Below are 16088 nucleotides of genomic sequence, written 5' to 3' on the forward strand. Positions count from 1 at the left end.
GACACACCATGGCAACCGAAACCACCCCCAACGAGAGCGGCGAGGTCTCGCGCCGGTCCGTTCTCAAGACCTCCGCGGCGCTCGGCATGGCCGTCCCGGCCGCCGGGTTCCTCGCGGCGTGCGCCGGTGGCGGCAGCGACGACAAGGACGGCGTCGCCGCCGACAACACCAACGCCGAGAACCCCTTCAAGGTCGACGGCAAGAAGCCCCTTGAGGTCGTCGTCTTCAAGGGCGGCTACGGCGATGACTACGCCATCGCCCAGGAGGCCCTCTACAAGGCGAAGTTCCCCGAGTCGGCCATCAAGCACGCCGGCATCACCGACATCCGCGCCGAGATCGGCCCGCGCTTCCAGTCCAAGACCCCGCCGGACGTCCTGGACAACTCCGGCGCGCAGCAGATCAACCACGCCGACCTGGCCAACAACGGCCAGTACGCCGACCTGACCCCGCTGCTGGACGCCCCCTCCATCGACGACCCGGCCAAGAAGGTGCGCGACACCCTCCTGGGCGGCGTGGTCGAGCTGGGCACCTACAACGGCAAGTTCAACGTCCTGAACTACGGCTTCACCCTGTACGCCATCTGGTACAGCGGCAGCCTGTTCAAGGAGAAGGGCTGGACCGAGCCCAAGACCTGGACCGAGATGCTCGCCCTCTGCGAGAAGATCAAGGCCGCCGGTATCGCGCCGTGGACCTACACCGGTGTCCACCCGTACTACCTGTTCGACGTGCTCTTCACCCTCGCCGCCCGCCACGGCGGCAACGACGTTGTCAAGAACATCGACAACCTTGAGGCCAACGCCTGGAAGCACCCCTCGATCAAGCTCGCCCTGGAGGCCATGGTCTCGCTGAAGACCAAGGGCTACATCCTCGACGGCTCCGAGGGCCTGGACCACCGCCAGTCCCAGGCGCGCTTCATCAAGAAGGACGCGGCGTTCATCCCGGTCGGCTCCTGGCTGGAGAACGAGGAGAAGGACCTCCTCGCCGCCGACCCGGGCTTCGACCTGAAGTGCATGATCGTGCCCGCCCTGGACGGCTCGACCAACCCCAACGCGGTCTGGGCCGCCCCGGGTGAGGGCTTCGCCGTCCCGCAGGACGCCAAGAACCGCGAAGGCGGCATGGAGTACCTGCGCATCATGCTGTCGGCCAAGGGCCGCGAGGCGTTCTCCGCCAAGACCTCCTCGCTGACCGTGGTCGCCGGCAAGTCCGAGGGCATGCCCGACACCCCCGGTGTCCGCGCCGTCCAGGAGGCCCTCAAGACCACCGCCTCGGCCGCCTACCCGTTCAAGTTCGACGAGTGGTACGCCAACGCCAGCAAGGGCATCATCCGTCCCAAGCTCGGTGAGGTCATGGCCGGCCGCCTGAGCCCGGACGAGTTCATCACCATCGCCCAGAAGGCCGCCGACGACATCAAGGCCGACTCCTCCATCCAGAAGCAGCACCGCAACTAGGCCGGTCAGGGGACCACGATCATGAGTGACACCGCGAAAGTGAGCGCGCCGCCGCGCCGGCGCAAAAGCGCCTCGAAACGACGCGCGAACTGGTTCGTCGCGTCGTTCCTGGTGCTGCCGGTGGCGCTGTACCTCATCCTGGTGCTGTCGCCGTTCGCGCAGGCCTTCCAGTTCTCCATGACGAACTGGAACGGGACCAACCCCGACTACAAGTTCGTGGGCCTGGAGAACTTCAAGAAGCTCTTCACCAGCGACCTGTACTCGGTGTACCTGATCCCGGCGCTCAAGCACAACGCGATCATGCTGATCGTGGTCCCCCTCGCCGTCATCGCCCTGGCTCTCTTCTTCGCGTTCATGCTGAACGTCGGCGGAAAGAGCCGGGGCGGCCGGATGCGCGGCGTCGGCGGCTCGGCCTTCTACAAGATCCTCTTCTTCTTCCCGCAGGTCCTGTCGGTGGTCATGATCGGCATCCTGTGGCAGGCGATCTACCGCTCCGACGAGTACGGCCTGCTCAACGCCCTGCTCGCGATCTTCGGCGTGCCCCTCAAGTCCAGCGGCTGGGTATCCGACCCCAGCCTCGTGCTGGTCATGGTCATGATCGTCATGGTGTGGAGCTCGGTCGGGTTTTACATGGTCTACTTCTCCTCGGCGATGGCCTCCATCCCCGCCGAGATCTACGAAGCGGCCATGATCGACGGCTCCAGCCGCGTCCAGACCTTCTTCAAGATCACCCTCCCGCTGCTGTTCGACTCCATCCGCACCGCCTGGATCTACCTGGGCATCATCGCCCTGGACGGCTTCGCGCTGGTGTTCATCATGACCCCGCAGCAGGGCGGCCCCGACCACGGCAGCGAGGTCATGGGCGGCGTGATGTACAACTTCTTCTCCAACGGACAGGCCGCCATGGCCTGCGCCGTGGGCGTGATCCTGTTCTTCTTCACGCTCACCCTGATGGCCCTGTCGATGCGGCTGACCCGCCGCGAGAACGTGGAACTGTAGGAAAGGGGCCAGGTACATGGCGACCACCACCCAGAACCCGGCTCCGGCGGCCACCACCGCCGAGCCCAAGGGCAAGCGCGGCATCAAGAGCACCGGCGGCGTGATGCGCGTCTTCTCCCACGGATTCCTCGCCCTGTGGGCGGCGATGATCATCCTGCCCCTGCTGTGGATGATCCTGACCTCCCTCAAGAGCAACGACGAGGTCTTCGCCAACCCGCTGGGCCTGCCCTCCAGCCTCCACTTCGAGAACTTCGGCCGCGCGTGGGAGAAGGCCGGCATCGGCGGCTTCTTCGTCAACACCATCGTCGTGGTCGGCGGCGGCGTCTTCTTCACCATGGCCCTGGGCTCCATGGCCGCCTACGTCCTGGCCCGCTACCAGTTCCGCGGCAACAGGTTCTTCTTCTACCTGTTCGTCTCCGGCATGATGTTCCCGGTGTTCCTGGCCCTGGTGCCACTGCACTCGATCATGGACTCGGTGGGCCTGCTGGACACCAAGTACGGCCTGATCATGGTCTATGTGGCCTACTCGCTGCCGTTCACGGTGTTCTTCCTGACCTCGTTCTTCAAGACCCTCCCGCACGGGGTCGCCGAGGCCGCCATGATCGACGGCGCCGGCCACTACCGGCTGTTCTTCCAGGTCATGCTGCCCATGGCCAAGCCCGGCATCATCTCCATCGCCATCTTCAACGTCATCGGCCAGTGGAACCAGTTCCTGCTGCCCCTGGTGCTGATGCCCAGCGAGGAGAACAACGTCTTGACCCAGGGCATCGCCAACATCGCCGTCAAGGAACGCTACGACCCCGACTTCACCGCGCTGATGGCCTCCATGGTCATCGCCATGGTCCCGATCCTGATCGCCTACACGATCTTCCAGCGCCAGATCCAGGCGGGCATGACCGCCGGCGCCCTGAAGTAACGGGTAGCGCCCACGGGACTCGGTGGTGCCGGGGCGGCCGCTGTGGAGGGCCGCCCCGGCACCACCGAACACCCCACACGCCGCAAAGGCCCCCACCGGGCATCCGGTGGGGGCCTTTCAGGCGTTGCGGCGGCTAGAGGGCCACGGTGGTGAACGGCGACTCGCAGGGCGGACCGGCGGTGTAGGACACCGCAGGAGCGTCCAGGTCCAGGATCACCCCCAGCGCGGTGTGCACCCGCAGGTGCTCCGGCTGCGAGGGCAGCGGGTGGCGGCACAGCGCGTTGACGCCGTTCTCGTGATCGCGCAGCTTCGCCTCGATCTCATCGAGTGCCACCGGACCGTCCCCGAGCAGCGTCTCCAGGCGCTCATGGCGGTCGAAGGTCGTCGGCGGCCACGTCCGCCACGTCTCGGTCACCCCCAGCACCGCCGGATCCACGAAGTGGTTGGCGTGGACCAGGACCCGCTCGGTGCGCAGGACGCGCGCGCCCTTGGGCGACAGCTCCACATCGGCCACGCCACCCCGGTCGCCCAGCATGAAGTTCGCCGAGCAGGACACCTCACCGGCCTCGGCGCCCTCGGTGACCGCCGCGATCGCCCCGGCCAGGTCTGGGGCGTGCAGGGCCCGCCAGGTCCGCAGGTGGAACGGCAGCCCACCGCGCTCCCAGGAGTCGGTGTCACTGGTCAGCCCGTTGACGCACAGGCCCACACCGGCGTCGTTGACGCCGATCTTCACCCCGGCGATACCGGCCTCGGTCAGGCCCAGGATCGTGCGGCCCTCCTCCTCCACCCGCAGCAGGGCGCAGCGCACACCGGGGAACCAGTCCCAGTTCTGCCCGATGCGCGCCACCCCGTCACCGGAGGCGGCCCGGGTCACCCCGAAGGAGGTGCACTCGCCGACGTCGGTGCGCCCGGCGGCACTCCAGGCGCTGTAGAGGATCTCGTAGCGGGCGTTGAGAACGGCGATGTCGATCAGCGGCAGCCCGGAGCCCTCGGCGATGCCGTCCATCATGGCGCGGTAGGCGGGGTCGGCGGCGGTGAACACGTCCAGGTACAACCCGGCGCGCTCGGCGACCTGCTCACCGGTCAGGCCCGCGTCGTCGCGCAGCCGGGCCCGGTACATCGCCACGTTGGCGGCGATGTCGCCGGCGAGTTCGCGGCCGTGGGTCAGGCCCTGTTGGTGGGGGGTGCCGGTGAGGGTGAGATGGGGCAGGGGGGTGTTCATGGCGGCCAGTCTTACACGGTGAGGGCCTGCATCACCTCGTCGTATCGTCCCGTCCACCATTGCAGGAGGGCGGCCTGCCCGGCCAGGAGGTGGTCGGAGGCGGTGTTCTTGCGCAGGTAGTGCCACTCCACGATCCAGTTCTCGGTGAGGCGTTCCCACCACAGGCGGTGGATGCCGTCGGCGATGGCCTGGGGACCGATGTCGTATGTGGAGCGGTATCCGGCGATGAAGGCCGCGGCGCGTTCGATGTCGATGCCGCGTTCGTCGCCGTAGGTGAAGAAGAAGCTGGCGGCGCGCACGAGTTCGCGGGAGTAGGGGCCTACGCGCAGGCGGTCCCAGTCCAGGACGGCGATGACCTGGTCGCTGCGGTCGAGCAGGACGTTGTGGGGGTGGAAGTCGCCGTGGATGTAGCCGGCCATGGTGGTGGGGATGGGCGGGGGGAAGCGGTCGGCCAGGCGCAGCAGCATGCCGCGTTTCATGCGCAGGGTGCGTTCGGCCAGGCGGTCGAAGTCGGTGTTGGTGGAGCGGTTCTCCACCACGTCCAGCAGGCGGTCGATGTTGGCGAGGGCGGCGATGGCCGTCTGGGCCTGCGATTGGTAGGGCGCCGGGCGGGTGGGGAGGGTGTGGCGCAGGGTGGCGTGGATGCGGCCGAGGGTGGCGCCCAGTTCGGTGACGCGCTCGAAGGTCATCGACAGGCCCGAGCGGTGGACGCCGGTGATCCAGGGGAAGAGGCCGTACTCGTGCCCGGCGACCAGGATGGTCTCGGAGTCGTAGCGGGTGGGCACCGGCAGGGGGACCGGGACGCCGACCTGGGCCAGGGAGCGCAGGACGCGGTGCTGGAAGGCCAGCTGGGGGCCGCGGACGTCCAGGAAGAGTTTGAGGACGTAGGAGCCGGTGTCGGTGTCGACGCGCCAGTTCTTGTTCATCATGCCGGTGGCGACCCGGCCGATCTTGGTCACCTGGCCGATCCGCCATTGGGCCACGACTGTCGCCGGTGGCGGCGGGGAGGTCAACACCATGGGTTCACGGTATTCGGTCCCGGCGCGGGTGCGCGCACCGGTGGGCCCGGCGCGTACGCGGGCGCGCCGGGCTTGTCGGGGTATCAGGCGAGATCGTCGTCGTCTTCGGCGAGGATGCGGTAAAGACCCCGTCGGGTTTCGGCGAGCAGGGCGCGGGCCTTGTCGATCTGGGTGGGCCCGCCGGCGGTGGCGACCTGTTCGGCGGCGGTGACGACCTGGCCGACCAGGCGGCGGTATTCCACGGCCTCGTCGTCGACGTTGGACTGGAGGTTGTCCCAGGGGCCGCGCAGGCGGTCGGGGTTCTCCGCGGCGTAGCGGTTGCCGGCCTCGGTGAGTTCGAAGGTGCGTTTGCCGTCGATGTCGACGGCGCGGACCAGTCCCTCGTCCTCCATCTGCTGGAGGGCGGGGTAGATGGAGCCGGGGCTGGGGCGCCACATGCCGCCGGAGCGGCTGGCCAGTTCCTGGATGAGCTGGTAGCCGTTGCGGGGTTCTTCGGTGAGCAGGCCCAGGATGGCCGATCGCACGTCGCCGCGGCGCATGCGGGTGCGGCCGCGGTGGGGGCCGGGTCCGCCGAAGGGCCAGTGGCCGGAGCCGGGCGGGAAGCCCATTGGCGGGGGACCCGGCGGTGGTGGCGGGATGGGGGGCACGGGGGGGATGAAGCCGTGGTCGTCGTGGCGGTGCGGGCGGCGTCCGCGGTGGTGGCGGCGGCCTTGTTCGTCGTTGAACCAGTGGTCGTTCATGATGGACTCCCTCTCTCGTCGTAAGTTAAAGATATATCGAAACTGTTCTGTTCGCAAGTTGGGCGGCACCGCGTGCCACACGGTCACGGGTATGGGCCCGTTCGTGCCACCGGCACGCTCCGTCGCGGCGCGCTCGCACGTCCGCCCGGTCGATGCCCGGTGTGGCACGAGGGCTCTACCGTCGGTGTCCATGAGCTATGACCAGTACGGCGGCGGCTACACCCCCGACCGCTCCAAGGTGACCGTCTCGGCCGGCACCGCCTTCAAGATCGGGTTCTTCGGCGCCTTCGGCGCGGCCGTCGCCTGGATCCTCGTCTCCATCGTCTTTCTCATCATCGGCGCGATACTGGCCGCCGCCGGACTCGGCTTCGCCGGAGATCTCTTTCACTGACCCCGACCAACAGATGACCAGCCAGGACCACCCGGACCCGACGCACGAGCCGTTCGTCTGGTTCCGCTGACCGGATGGCGTATCCTGTTGTGGCGTAAAGACGCCACACGGCACCCATTGCACTCGGTATTCGCATGGACGACGATCGTCGGCGAACCGGAACATGCGGGCGACCCGACCCGCACATCCGGCAAACCACCGAGAAGGGAGCCGTCGTGCATAGCCCGACACGGCGATGGCGCAACGCATTAACCCTCACCGCGGCAGCAGCAGTGCTGCCGCTTTTCCTAGGCCAGGGCATCGCCTACGCCGACCCCGCGCAGACCACGGCCGAGGCCGTCGCGGCCAAGGTCGACGCCAAGGTCCTGTCCGAACTGTCCAGTGACGGTGGAGCCGACATCTGGGTCCGCTTCGGCGATGAAGCCGACATGTCGGCCGCCCACGCCGCCAAGACCAAGAACGAGAAGGGCATCGCGGTATACGACGCCCTGACCGAGCAGGCCGACCGCACCCAGGCCCAGGCCCGCAAGGTCCTCGACGACCAGGGCGTGGCCTACGAGTCCTACTGGATCGTCAACCTCATCAAGATCGGCAACGCCGACAAGGGCGTCATCGACAAACTCGCCGTCCTCGGCGACGTCGAGCGCATCGAGGTCGAATCCCACACCACCCTGGAAACGCCTCAGGCCGGCACCACCGAGGCCACCACCAACGGCGTGGAGTGGAACCTCACCAACATCAAGGCCACCGACGTGTGGAGCCAGTTCGGTGTCCGCGGCGAAGGCATCGTGGTGGCCAACCTCGACTCCGGTGTGGACTACACCCACCCGGCCGTCAACGGCGCCTACCGCGGCAAGAAGACCGACGGCACCTACGACCACTCCTACAACTGGTTCGACGCCACCGGCTCCTGCCCCACCGCCGGTGTCCCCTGTGACAACAACGGCCACGGCACCCACACCATGGGCACCATGGTCGGCGGGACCGCCACCGACACCATCGGTGTGGCCCCCGGCGCCAAGTGGATCGCCGCGAAGGGCTGTGCCACCAGCTCCTGCGCCGACACCCACCTGATCGCCGCCGGGCAGTGGCTGCTGGCCCCCAAAGACGCCAACGGCCAAAACCCCGACCCCACCAAGGCCCCCGACATCATCAACAACTCCTGGGGCGGTGACCCCGGCGACGACCCGTGGTACGAGTCGATGGTCCAGAACTGGAAGACCGCGGGCATCTTCCCGTCGTGGTCCAACGGCAACGACGGCGACCTGGGCTGCAACACCAGCGGCTCCCCGGGCTTCTACCCCGTCAGCTACTCCTCGGGCGCCTACGACGTCAACAACGCCATCGCGTACTTCTCCGGGCGGGGCCCCGGCCGCGCCGGGCAGATCAAGCCCAACATCGCCGCGCCCGGCGTCAACGTGCGCTCCTCCCTCCCGAACAACGCCTACGGCGCCTACTCCGGGACCTCCATGGCAGCCCCCCACACCTCCGCCACCGTGGCGCTGATGTGGTCGGCGGCCCCCTCACTGGTCGGCGACATCGACGCCACCATCGCCATCCTCAACGCCACCGCCCGCGACACCGAGAACCTCGAATGCGGCGGCACCCTGGCCAACAACAACGTCTTCGGTGAGGGCCGCCTCGACGCGCTCGCCGCGGTCGCGGCCAGCCCCCGCGGCGGCACCGGTGCCCTCACCGGCACCGTCACCGGTGACGGCACCGCCCTGGCCGGCGCCACCGTCGTCGTCGACGGCCCCGTCGACCGCACCCTGACCACCGGAGCCGACGGCAAGTTCAACCTGGCCACCGCCAGCGCCGGCGACTACACCATCACCGCCAGCAAGTTCGGTTACGGCACCAAGACCACCACCGCCCACGTCACCGAGGGCGCCACCGCCACGGTGACCCTGGCGCTGGTGTCGGTGCCCTCGGGCACCATCCGCGGTCTGGTCACCGACGGCGGCGGCCAGGGCTGGCCCCTGTACGCCAAGGTCACCGTGCCCGGCACCAACGTGTACACCTACACCAACCCCGCCACCGGCGCCTACAGCGTCACCCTGCCCGGCGGGACCTACACCCTGCACTTCGAGGCGCAGTACCCCGGCTACCAGACCAAGGACGTCGTCGTCGACACCACCCAGGTGATGACCGCCGACGCCGCGCTGGTCCCGCTGCCGGCCTGCACCGCCAAGGGCTACCAGTTCGACTACAGCGCCCTGACCCTCGACGAGCGGTTCACCGGCACCACCACCCCCACCGGGTGGACCGTGGTGAACAACTCCACCAAGGGCGGCCTGGCCTGGGCCTTCAACGACCCCGGCAACCGCGGCAACCTCTCCGGCGGTGACGGCGGCTTCGCCGTGGCCGACAGCGACAAGTCCGGTTCGGGCAAGGACGTCGACACCGACCTGATCTCCCCGGCGGTCAACGTCTCCACCGCCAACTACAAGGTCCTGACCTTCAACAGCGACCTCAACATGCTCTCCGGCGACGTGGCCTCGGTGTCGATCACCACCGACAACGGCGCCACCTGGACCAAGCTGTGGGAGCACGTCAACGGCGACGACCGCCGCGGCCCGGCCACCGAGTCCATCGACCTGGCCGCCTACGCCACCGCCACCGCCGCCAAGTTCAAGTTCCACTACGTCGGCACCTACGACTGGTGGTGGGAGGTCGACAACGTCCGCGTCGGCATGCCCGCCTGCGTCCCGGTCAACGGCGGCCTGGTCGTGGGCACCGTCCTGGACCAGAACACCGGCAAGGCCCTCAACGGCGCCAAGATCACCGACGCCGTCTCCGGGGCCACCGCCACCACCGTGGCCACCCCCGACGACACCAACCTCGCCGACGGCTTCTACTGGCTGTTCACCCCCACCACCGGTGCGCACAACTTCACCGCTGAGAAGGGTGGATACGTCTCGTCCTCGGCCACGGTCAACGTCGCCAACCACGGCACCGTCAAGCAGGACTACGTCCTGGGCGCCGGCAAGATCAGCATCGACAAGACCCAGCTCAACTCCGTGGTCACCATGGGCGGCAGCTGGACCCACTCGGTGAAGATCACCAACTCCGGGACCGCCCCGGCCACCGTCAACCTCTCCGAGGTTCCCGGCGGCTGGACGATGCAGTCGATTCAGTCCAGCATGGCGCCCACCATCACGCCCCTGAGCGCACCGGCCGCCACCGGCAAGATCGAACGCATCGACAACCCCGGCGGCATCGCCCCCAAGGGCACCGCCGCCGACGGCTGGCAGTCCATCACCGACGCCCCCGCGGGCATCTTCGACCACGTCGTGGCCACCAACGACGGCCTCGTCTACGCCGTCGGCGGCATCCAGCCGTCCTCGCCGTCGACCAAGGCCTACGTCTACAACCCCGCCGACAAGACCTGGAAGGCCATCGCCGACATCCCCGAGCCCCTCATGCAGGCCCAGGGCGAGTTCGTCGACGGCAAGCTCTACGTCACCGGCGGCTGGGACAACGGAGACCCCAACAACTCCGAGACCTACGCCTACGACCCGGGCAGCAACACCTGGTCGCAGAAGTCGGACAACCCCCAGCCCATGGCCGCCGCCGGCCACGCCGTCCTGGACGGCAAGATCTACCTGGTCGGCGGATGCGTCGACGGCGCCACCTGCCCCAAGTCCAACCTGGTGCAGACCTACGACGCCGCCAACGACGCGTGGGAGACCCTGACGTCCTACCCGACGTCGATCGCCTACGCCGCCTGCGGCGCCCTCGGCGGGCAGATCGTGTGCGCCGGCGGTAACGCCACGGCCGGATCCACCAAGCAGACCTGGTCCTACGACCCGTCCTCTGCCACCTGGACCCAGAAGGCCGACATGCCCGCCGACGTGTGGGCCGCCTCCTACGGCGTGGGCAACGACCGCCTGGTCGTGTCCAACGGCGTGGTCAACGCCTCCAGCGGCCTGACCAACGCCACCTACGCCTTCGACGCCGGCGCCAACACCTGGTCGACGCTCGGCAACGCCATCAACACCCTCTACCGTGGCGCCGGAACCTGCGGCATCTACAAGATCGGTGGACGTGGCTCGGGCTCGGGCGCACCCGGCGTCAAGGGCTCTGAGAACCTGCCCGGCTACGAGGAGTGCGGCGCCAGCGGCGACGTCTCCTGGCTGTCGGCCAACCCCAGCAAGGTCACCGTCAACCCGGGCCAGACCGTGACGGTCAAGGTCGTCACCTCCGGCAAGGCCGCCGACGGCATCGACCAGCCGGGCACCTACGACGCGTCCTTCCGCGTCAACACCGGTACCCCGTACGGCAACGCCACCATCGGTGTCCAGATGATCGTGGCCCCCACCGCCAACCTCGGCAAGCTCGTCGGCACCATCGGCGGGCGCGACTGCTCGGGCGCGGTGCACCCCATCGTGGGCGCGCAGGTCCAGATCAAGCTCATCTCCACCGGTGTGCGCACCGACCTGAAGGCCGACAAGAACGGCGACTACGCCTACTGGTTCAAGGCCGGCAAGTACCAGGTCATCGTCTCCAAGGACGGCTGGGCCGCCGACGTGGCGATCTTCACCGTCATCAAGGGCCAGGAGAACATCCTGGACTTCACCCTCGACAAACTCGGGTGCTCGGCACCCAGCAAGGTCAACGGCGGCTGGCTCCTGCCCGCCTAACACCGCTGACCTGACAACGAGGCCCCCGCACCGATGGTGCGGGGGCCTTCCCCGTGTGCGCCTACCAGCCGTACCCGGCGCGCCAGGTCGCCTCGGCCAGCGCCTCCTGCCCGGCCTCACCGGGATGGAAGAAATCGATGGTGGACAGATGCGACAGCTCCAGGCCCGCCTCGTGCACCGCGCCACCGTCGAAACGGCAGTTGCCCGAAAACCGCGCGCACGCCTCCTCCAGCGCCCGGTTGTACCCGTCGACGACCTCGGCGACCCGCTGCCGCCGCTGCGCCGCCTGAGCCCCCTCGTCACCGGCATCGGCCAGCAGCCCCGGGCACAACCCCAGCGACCACACCCACCGCGCCCGCTCCTCACCGTGGGCGACCTCCCACAACCGGTACAGGTCGGGGACACTGGCCACCAGGATCTTCGCACCCGGCTCGGCCTCCACCATCAGCCGCAGCGCCTCACCCACGCGCTCGCCGAGCACGCCGGGTTCGGTGGGGGTGGCCTGGCAGGCGTCGTTGGCGCCGATGAGGACGGTGACATAGCCCGGGCGGGTGGGCGCGGCCTGGGCGGCCTGCGCGGGCAGGTCGGCGGCCACCGCGCCGGGCACGGCGTAGTTGGCGGCGCGCACCACCGCGTCGGGGCGCAGGGCCTGCAGCCGCGAGGCGTGCGACCAGGGCCGCGCTCCCGTCGACCACGACACCTCATCGCAGGTGCCGAGTTTGGCGCAGGCGTTGACGCCGCGGGTGATGGAGTCGCCCAGGGCGGCGATGGAGGCCGGTACCCCCGGTTTCGGCCCGGCCGGGGCCGATGAGGCCACCGGCGGGGCGGCCGGGTCACCGGTGGCGGTGCAGCCGGTGAGCACCAGTACCGCCGCGAACGCGGCCAGGACCGTCTTCCAGTAGCGCATGCCGCCGCCCTTCTCCCGCCTTCGGCCGTGGTGAAGGGTAGCCGCGCGCCTCAGGTGGTGACGAAGTCGATGAGCTCCTCCACCCGTCCCAGCAGCAGCGGCTCCAGGTCGCGGTAGTCGCGCACCGACTCCAGGATCCGCCGCCACGCCTGCCCGGTGTCCATCCGCCAGCCCAGGGCGGCGATCACGCCTTCCTTCCACGGGGTGCCCTTGGGCACCACCGGCCAGGCCGCGATGCCCACCGCCGCAGGCTTCACCGCCTGCCACACGTCCACGAACGGGTGACCGGTGACCAGGACGTGCTCGCCGGAAACGCGCGCGGCGATCCGCGACTCCTTGGAGCCGGGCACGAGGTGGTCGACCAGGACGCCCAGGCGCCGGGCGGGGCCGGGGGAGAAGGCCGCCACGATCGACTCCAGGTCGTCGACGCCTTCCAGGAACTCCACCGCCACGCCCTCCACGCGCAGGTCGTGTCCCCACACCCGCTCCACCAGGGCGGCGTCGTGGGCGCCTTCGACGTAGATGCGCGCCGCCCGCGCCACGCGCGCGGTGTGGTCTTTGACCAATGTCGATCCCGACGCCGAGCGCACCGCGCGCACCGGGCCGGTGCCCTTGGGGCGGGCCAGGGTGACGGTGCGCCCGTCGATGAGGAACCCGCCGGGCAGCAGCGGGAACACCCGCCGCCGCCCGTGCCGGTCTTCGAGAGTCACTGAATCGGCCGCGCAGTCCACCACCAGGCCGCAGAAACCGCTGACCGCCTCTTCGGCCACGACCTCCCCGGTCGCCTCCACCACGGGTGTCACGGGGCGCTTGCGGGGCGTGGCCAGCACATCGTCGTCGTACACGCCCCCCAGTCTGGCAAACCGCCGCCGCCGCGGGCGAACTGCCACACTCGCCTCTACGAGAGAAAGGAGCGCGCCATGCGCTTACGCACCCTGCTGGCCGCGGCGTTCACCGCCGCGCTGGCCGTCACGGTGGTGGCCTCACCCACCCAGGCATCCGACTCCACGCCCTACTACTGGCGCATCGACGACGCCAGGGGCCTGAGCGGACTCGACATCGCCGACGAGGGCCCCGGCGGGACCATCATCGTCGCCGACAAGGCCACCGCGGCGAAACTGACCCGCCAGGGACGCCACCTGACCTACGTCGACACCGTCTACAAGAGCGTCCCGGCGGGCCTGACCGCCGCCGACACCTACTACGGCGGCTACCACACCGTCACCGCCCAGGAGAACCACCTCAACCAGGTCGCGGCGGCCTACCCGTCCCTGACGCGCCTGTACGACATCGGCGACTCCTGGCGCAAGACCAAGGGCCTGTCCGGCGGCCACGACATCCTGGCCCTGTGCGTCACCAAGAAGAACGCCGGCGACTGCTCCCTGGCACCGCAGTCGCCCAAACCGCGCTTCTCGCTGATCGCCCAGATCCACGCCCGCGAGATCGCCACCGGCGAGCTCGCCTGGAGGTTCATCGACACCCTCACCACCGGCTACGGCAGTGACGCGCGGATCACCGCGCTGCTGGATTCCACCGAGGTGTGGATCGTGCCCATCGCCAACCCCGACGGTGTGGACATCGTGGCCTCCGGCGGCAACCGGCCCAAGCTGCAGCGCAAGAACGCCAACAACTCCCGGGGCTGCTCGGGCACCTCCATCGGCGTCGACCTCAACCGCAACTCCAGCTACAAGTGGGGCAACGAGTCCAACAGCGCCTGCTCCGAGACCTACCAGGGGACCGCCGCGGCCAGCGAACCCGAGGTCAAGGCCCTGGAGTCGTGGTATCGGGCCATCCACCCCGACCAGCGCGGTGACACCGGACCGGCGCCCACCACCGCACGCGACACCATGATCACCCTGCACTCCTACGGCGGGTACGTCGTGGTCCCGTGGGGCTACACCTCGGCCAAGGCGCCCAATGACGCCCAGCTGCGGGCCCTGGGCAAGAAGATGGCCCAGAGCAACGGCTACATCGTGGGCACCGGGCCCGAGACGGTCGGCTACACCTCCGGTGGTGTCACCGACGACTACACCTACGGCGCCCTGGGCGTGGCCAGCTTCACCATCGAAGTCGGCGGCGAATCGGGCAGCTGCGGCGGGTTCCTGCCCGCCTACAGCTGCGTCGACTCCAGTATCTGGCCGCTGAACAAGGGCGCGCTGCTGACCGCCGCCGACGAGGCCGACAGCCCCTACGTCCTGTGATCCACCCCGCCCCCGCCGGCCCCGGCGGGGGCGGGCGACAATACCGCTCATGCGATCGCGAACCCGCGGCATCCTGCCCGGCCTGGCCGGATGGCTGATCCTGGCCGTCCTGCTGCCGCCGGTGGCCTCCGCCGGGATACCCCGGGCACCCGTCCTCAGCCGCAGCCTGGTCCCCGGGCACCCCGTGGCCCTGCGCTTCGGGGAGGGCCTGGGTGACTGGACGGGGTTCTACCTCGACGTCCTGCCCGTCACCGTCGCCTGCGGGATCCTGGCCTGGACGGCCGCGGCCGGCATCGCCGCGGCCGTGCCGCAGCGGATGGTGTCGGTGACGGTGGGCGCGGTGGTCTTCCCCGCGGCGATCCTGTGGCTGGCCGCGCCGCTGATGGCCATCGTCGACCCCGACGCGCCACTGTGGCCGGGGGAGTACCTGAGCGTGGCGGCCCTGGTGGTGCTGCTGGTCTGCCAGCTGCTGGCCGGGCTCACCGTCGCCTGGACCCTGGCACCGGCGGGGACGGTCCCGGTGGAACCGTCCCCGTCCGAAGAGACCGCCTAGGCGGTCACCGGGCCGCCGTCGGCACCGGCCACATCGGCGTGCGCGGCCGGGATCCGCCCCAGCCGCCCCGCCTGGAAGTCCTCAAAGGCCTGCACCACCTCGGCCTTGGTGTTCATCACGAACGGCCCGTACATCGCGATCGGCTCGCGAATGGGCAGCCCGCCCAGGATGTACACGTCCAGGTTCGGCGAGCGCGACTCCTGCCGGGCGCCGGCGGCGATGGTGAGGCTGTCACCGGCCCCGAACACCGCCAGCCGGCCCGCGCCGATCGGGCGCTTCTCGGCACCCACCGACCCGTCGCCGTTGAGCACATAGGCCAGCGCGTTGAAGTCGGCCCGCCACGGCAGCGTCAGCGACGCCCCCGGCGACAGCGTCGCGTGCACCAGCGTGATCGGGGTATAGGTACTGCCCGGGCCGGCGTGCCCGGCCACCTCACCGGCGATCACCCGCACCAGCGCGCCACCGTCGCCCGACGACAGCAACGCCACCCGGTCACCGGTGATGTCCTGATAGCGCGGCTGGGCGAACTTGGCGTCCCGGGGCAGGTTCACCCACAGCTGCAGCCCGTGGAACAGCCCACCGGAGGCCACCAGGTGCTCCGGGGGAGTCTCGATGTGCAGGATCCCCGACCCCGCCGTCATCCACTGGGTGTCACCACCCCCGATGAGACCGCCCCCGCCGTGGGAGTCGGAGTGGGCCATCTCCCCGTCGATCATGTACGTCACCGTCTCGAAACCCCGGTGCGGGTGCCACGGGGTCCCCTTGGGCTCACCCGGGGCGTACTCGACCTCGCCCATCTGGTCCATGTGCACGAACGGGTCCAGCGCTCGCAGGTCGACACCGGCGAAGGCCCGGCGCACCGGGAAGCCCTCGCCCTCGTAGCCGGTGGGGGCGGTGGTCACCGACACCACCGGGCGCGGCAGGTCGGTCAGCGGGTTGGGTTCGGGGACGCGGGGGAGCGCCAGTGGGTTGTCCACGGTCACGGCCGGCATCACGACCACCTCCAATTTGTTGTCGCGTCAGCAACAGTATCAAAGGATGCTGACACG

13 protein-coding genes are annotated in these 16088 nt (G+C 69.5%); 7 read left to right on the forward strand and 6 right to left on the reverse strand.

Features of this window, described 5'->3' with window-relative positions:
• The first annotated feature begins 8 nt into the window (after positions 1 to 8).
• The 3 genes from ngcE to QSK10_RS17630 are packed head-to-tail and all read left to right on the forward strand — an operon-like array spanning position 9 to position 3363.
• Positions 9 to 1448 carry an N-acetylglucosamine/diacetylchitobiose ABC transporter substrate-binding protein gene (gene ngcE, locus QSK10_RS17620; RefSeq protein WP_285663924.1) on the forward strand — a complete coding sequence of 480 codons (1440 nt, stop codon included), beginning with the start codon at positions 9 to 11 and terminating at the stop codon, positions 1446 to 1448.
• A 21-nt stretch (positions 1449 to 1469) separates the two neighbouring features.
• Positions 1470 to 2447: a carbohydrate ABC transporter permease gene (locus tag QSK10_RS17625; RefSeq protein ID WP_285663925.1), complete on the forward strand. Its 978-nt coding sequence runs from the start codon at positions 1470 to 1472 to the stop codon at positions 2445 to 2447.
• Between the two features lie 16 nt (positions 2448 to 2463).
• Positions 2464 to 3363, forward strand: a complete 900-nt coding sequence (locus QSK10_RS17630; RefSeq protein ID WP_285663926.1) for a carbohydrate ABC transporter permease — start codon at positions 2464 to 2466, stop codon at positions 3361 to 3363.
• 133 nt (positions 3364 to 3496) lie between these two features.
• Here the strand turns inward: QSK10_RS17630 and QSK10_RS17635 are convergent, their stop codons facing one another.
• The 3 genes from QSK10_RS17635 to QSK10_RS17645 all read right to left on the reverse strand — a co-directional run bounded on the left by QSK10_RS17635 (position 3497) and on the right by QSK10_RS17645 (position 6344).
• Positions 3497 to 4585 carry a C45 family autoproteolytic acyltransferase/hydrolase gene (locus tag QSK10_RS17635; protein WP_285663927.1) on the reverse strand — a complete coding sequence of 363 codons (1089 nt, stop codon included), beginning with the start codon at positions 4583 to 4585 and terminating at the stop codon, positions 3497 to 3499.
• 11 nt (positions 4586 to 4596) lie between these two features.
• A complete protein-coding gene (locus QSK10_RS17640; RefSeq protein ID WP_285663928.1) occupies positions 4597 to 5604 on the reverse strand; it encodes a phosphotransferase in 1008 nt (335 codons plus the stop codon).
• A gap of 83 nt (positions 5605 to 5687) precedes the next feature.
• Positions 5688 to 6344: a PadR family transcriptional regulator gene (locus QSK10_RS17645; protein ID WP_285663929.1), complete on the reverse strand. Its 657-nt coding sequence runs from the start codon at positions 6342 to 6344 to the stop codon at positions 5688 to 5690.
• 190 nt (positions 6345 to 6534) lie between these two features.
• Here QSK10_RS17645 and QSK10_RS17650 point away from each other — a divergent pair, with 190 nt between their 5' ends.
• Both QSK10_RS17650 and QSK10_RS17655 read left to right on the forward strand, forming a co-directional pair.
• Positions 6535 to 6735: a hypothetical protein gene (locus QSK10_RS17650; protein WP_285663930.1), complete on the forward strand. Its 201-nt coding sequence runs from the start codon at positions 6535 to 6537 to the stop codon at positions 6733 to 6735.
• Positions 6736 to 7007: 272 nt separating this feature from the next.
• Positions 7008 to 11378: a S8 family serine peptidase gene (locus QSK10_RS17655; protein WP_285663931.1), complete on the forward strand. Its 4371-nt coding sequence runs from the start codon at positions 7008 to 7010 to the stop codon at positions 11376 to 11378.
• A 61-nt stretch (positions 11379 to 11439) separates the two neighbouring features.
• Here QSK10_RS17655 and QSK10_RS17660 read toward each other — a convergent pair whose 3' ends face one another.
• A complete protein-coding gene (locus QSK10_RS17660) occupies positions 11440 to 12285 on the reverse strand; it encodes an SGNH/GDSL hydrolase family protein (protein ID WP_285663932.1) in 846 nt (281 codons plus the stop codon).
• Between the two features lie 50 nt (positions 12286 to 12335).
• On the reverse strand, positions 12336 to 13139 hold the full coding sequence (locus tag QSK10_RS17665; protein WP_285664469.1) for a DUF3097 domain-containing protein: 804 nt from the start codon (positions 13137 to 13139) through the stop codon (positions 12336 to 12338).
• Positions 13140 to 13205: 66 nt separating this feature from the next.
• Here QSK10_RS17665 and QSK10_RS17670 point away from each other — a divergent pair, with 66 nt between their 5' ends.
• Together QSK10_RS17670 and QSK10_RS17675 are read left to right on the forward strand one after the other, a co-directional pair.
• Positions 13206 to 14486 carry a M14 family zinc carboxypeptidase gene (locus tag QSK10_RS17670; RefSeq protein ID WP_285663933.1) on the forward strand — a complete coding sequence of 427 codons (1281 nt, stop codon included), beginning with the start codon at positions 13206 to 13208 and terminating at the stop codon, positions 14484 to 14486.
• A 49-nt stretch (positions 14487 to 14535) separates the two neighbouring features.
• A complete protein-coding gene (locus QSK10_RS17675) occupies positions 14536 to 15039 on the forward strand; it encodes a hypothetical protein (protein ID WP_285663934.1) in 504 nt (167 codons plus the stop codon).
• On the opposite strand, the gene QSK10_RS17680 is transcribed toward QSK10_RS17675, so the two are convergent.
• On the reverse strand, positions 15036 to 16031 hold the full coding sequence (locus QSK10_RS17680) for a pirin family protein (RefSeq protein ID WP_285663935.1): 996 nt from the start codon (positions 16029 to 16031) through the stop codon (positions 15036 to 15038). The genes QSK10_RS17675 and QSK10_RS17680 overlap by 4 nt on opposite strands.
• Positions 16032 to 16088: the final 57 nt, after the last annotated feature.

It is taken from the genome of Actinorhabdospora filicis (assembly GCF_030269765.1).
In the GTDB taxonomy this organism is placed as follows: Bacteria; Actinomycetota; Actinomycetes; order Mycobacteriales; family Micromonosporaceae; genus Actinorhabdospora; species Actinorhabdospora filicis.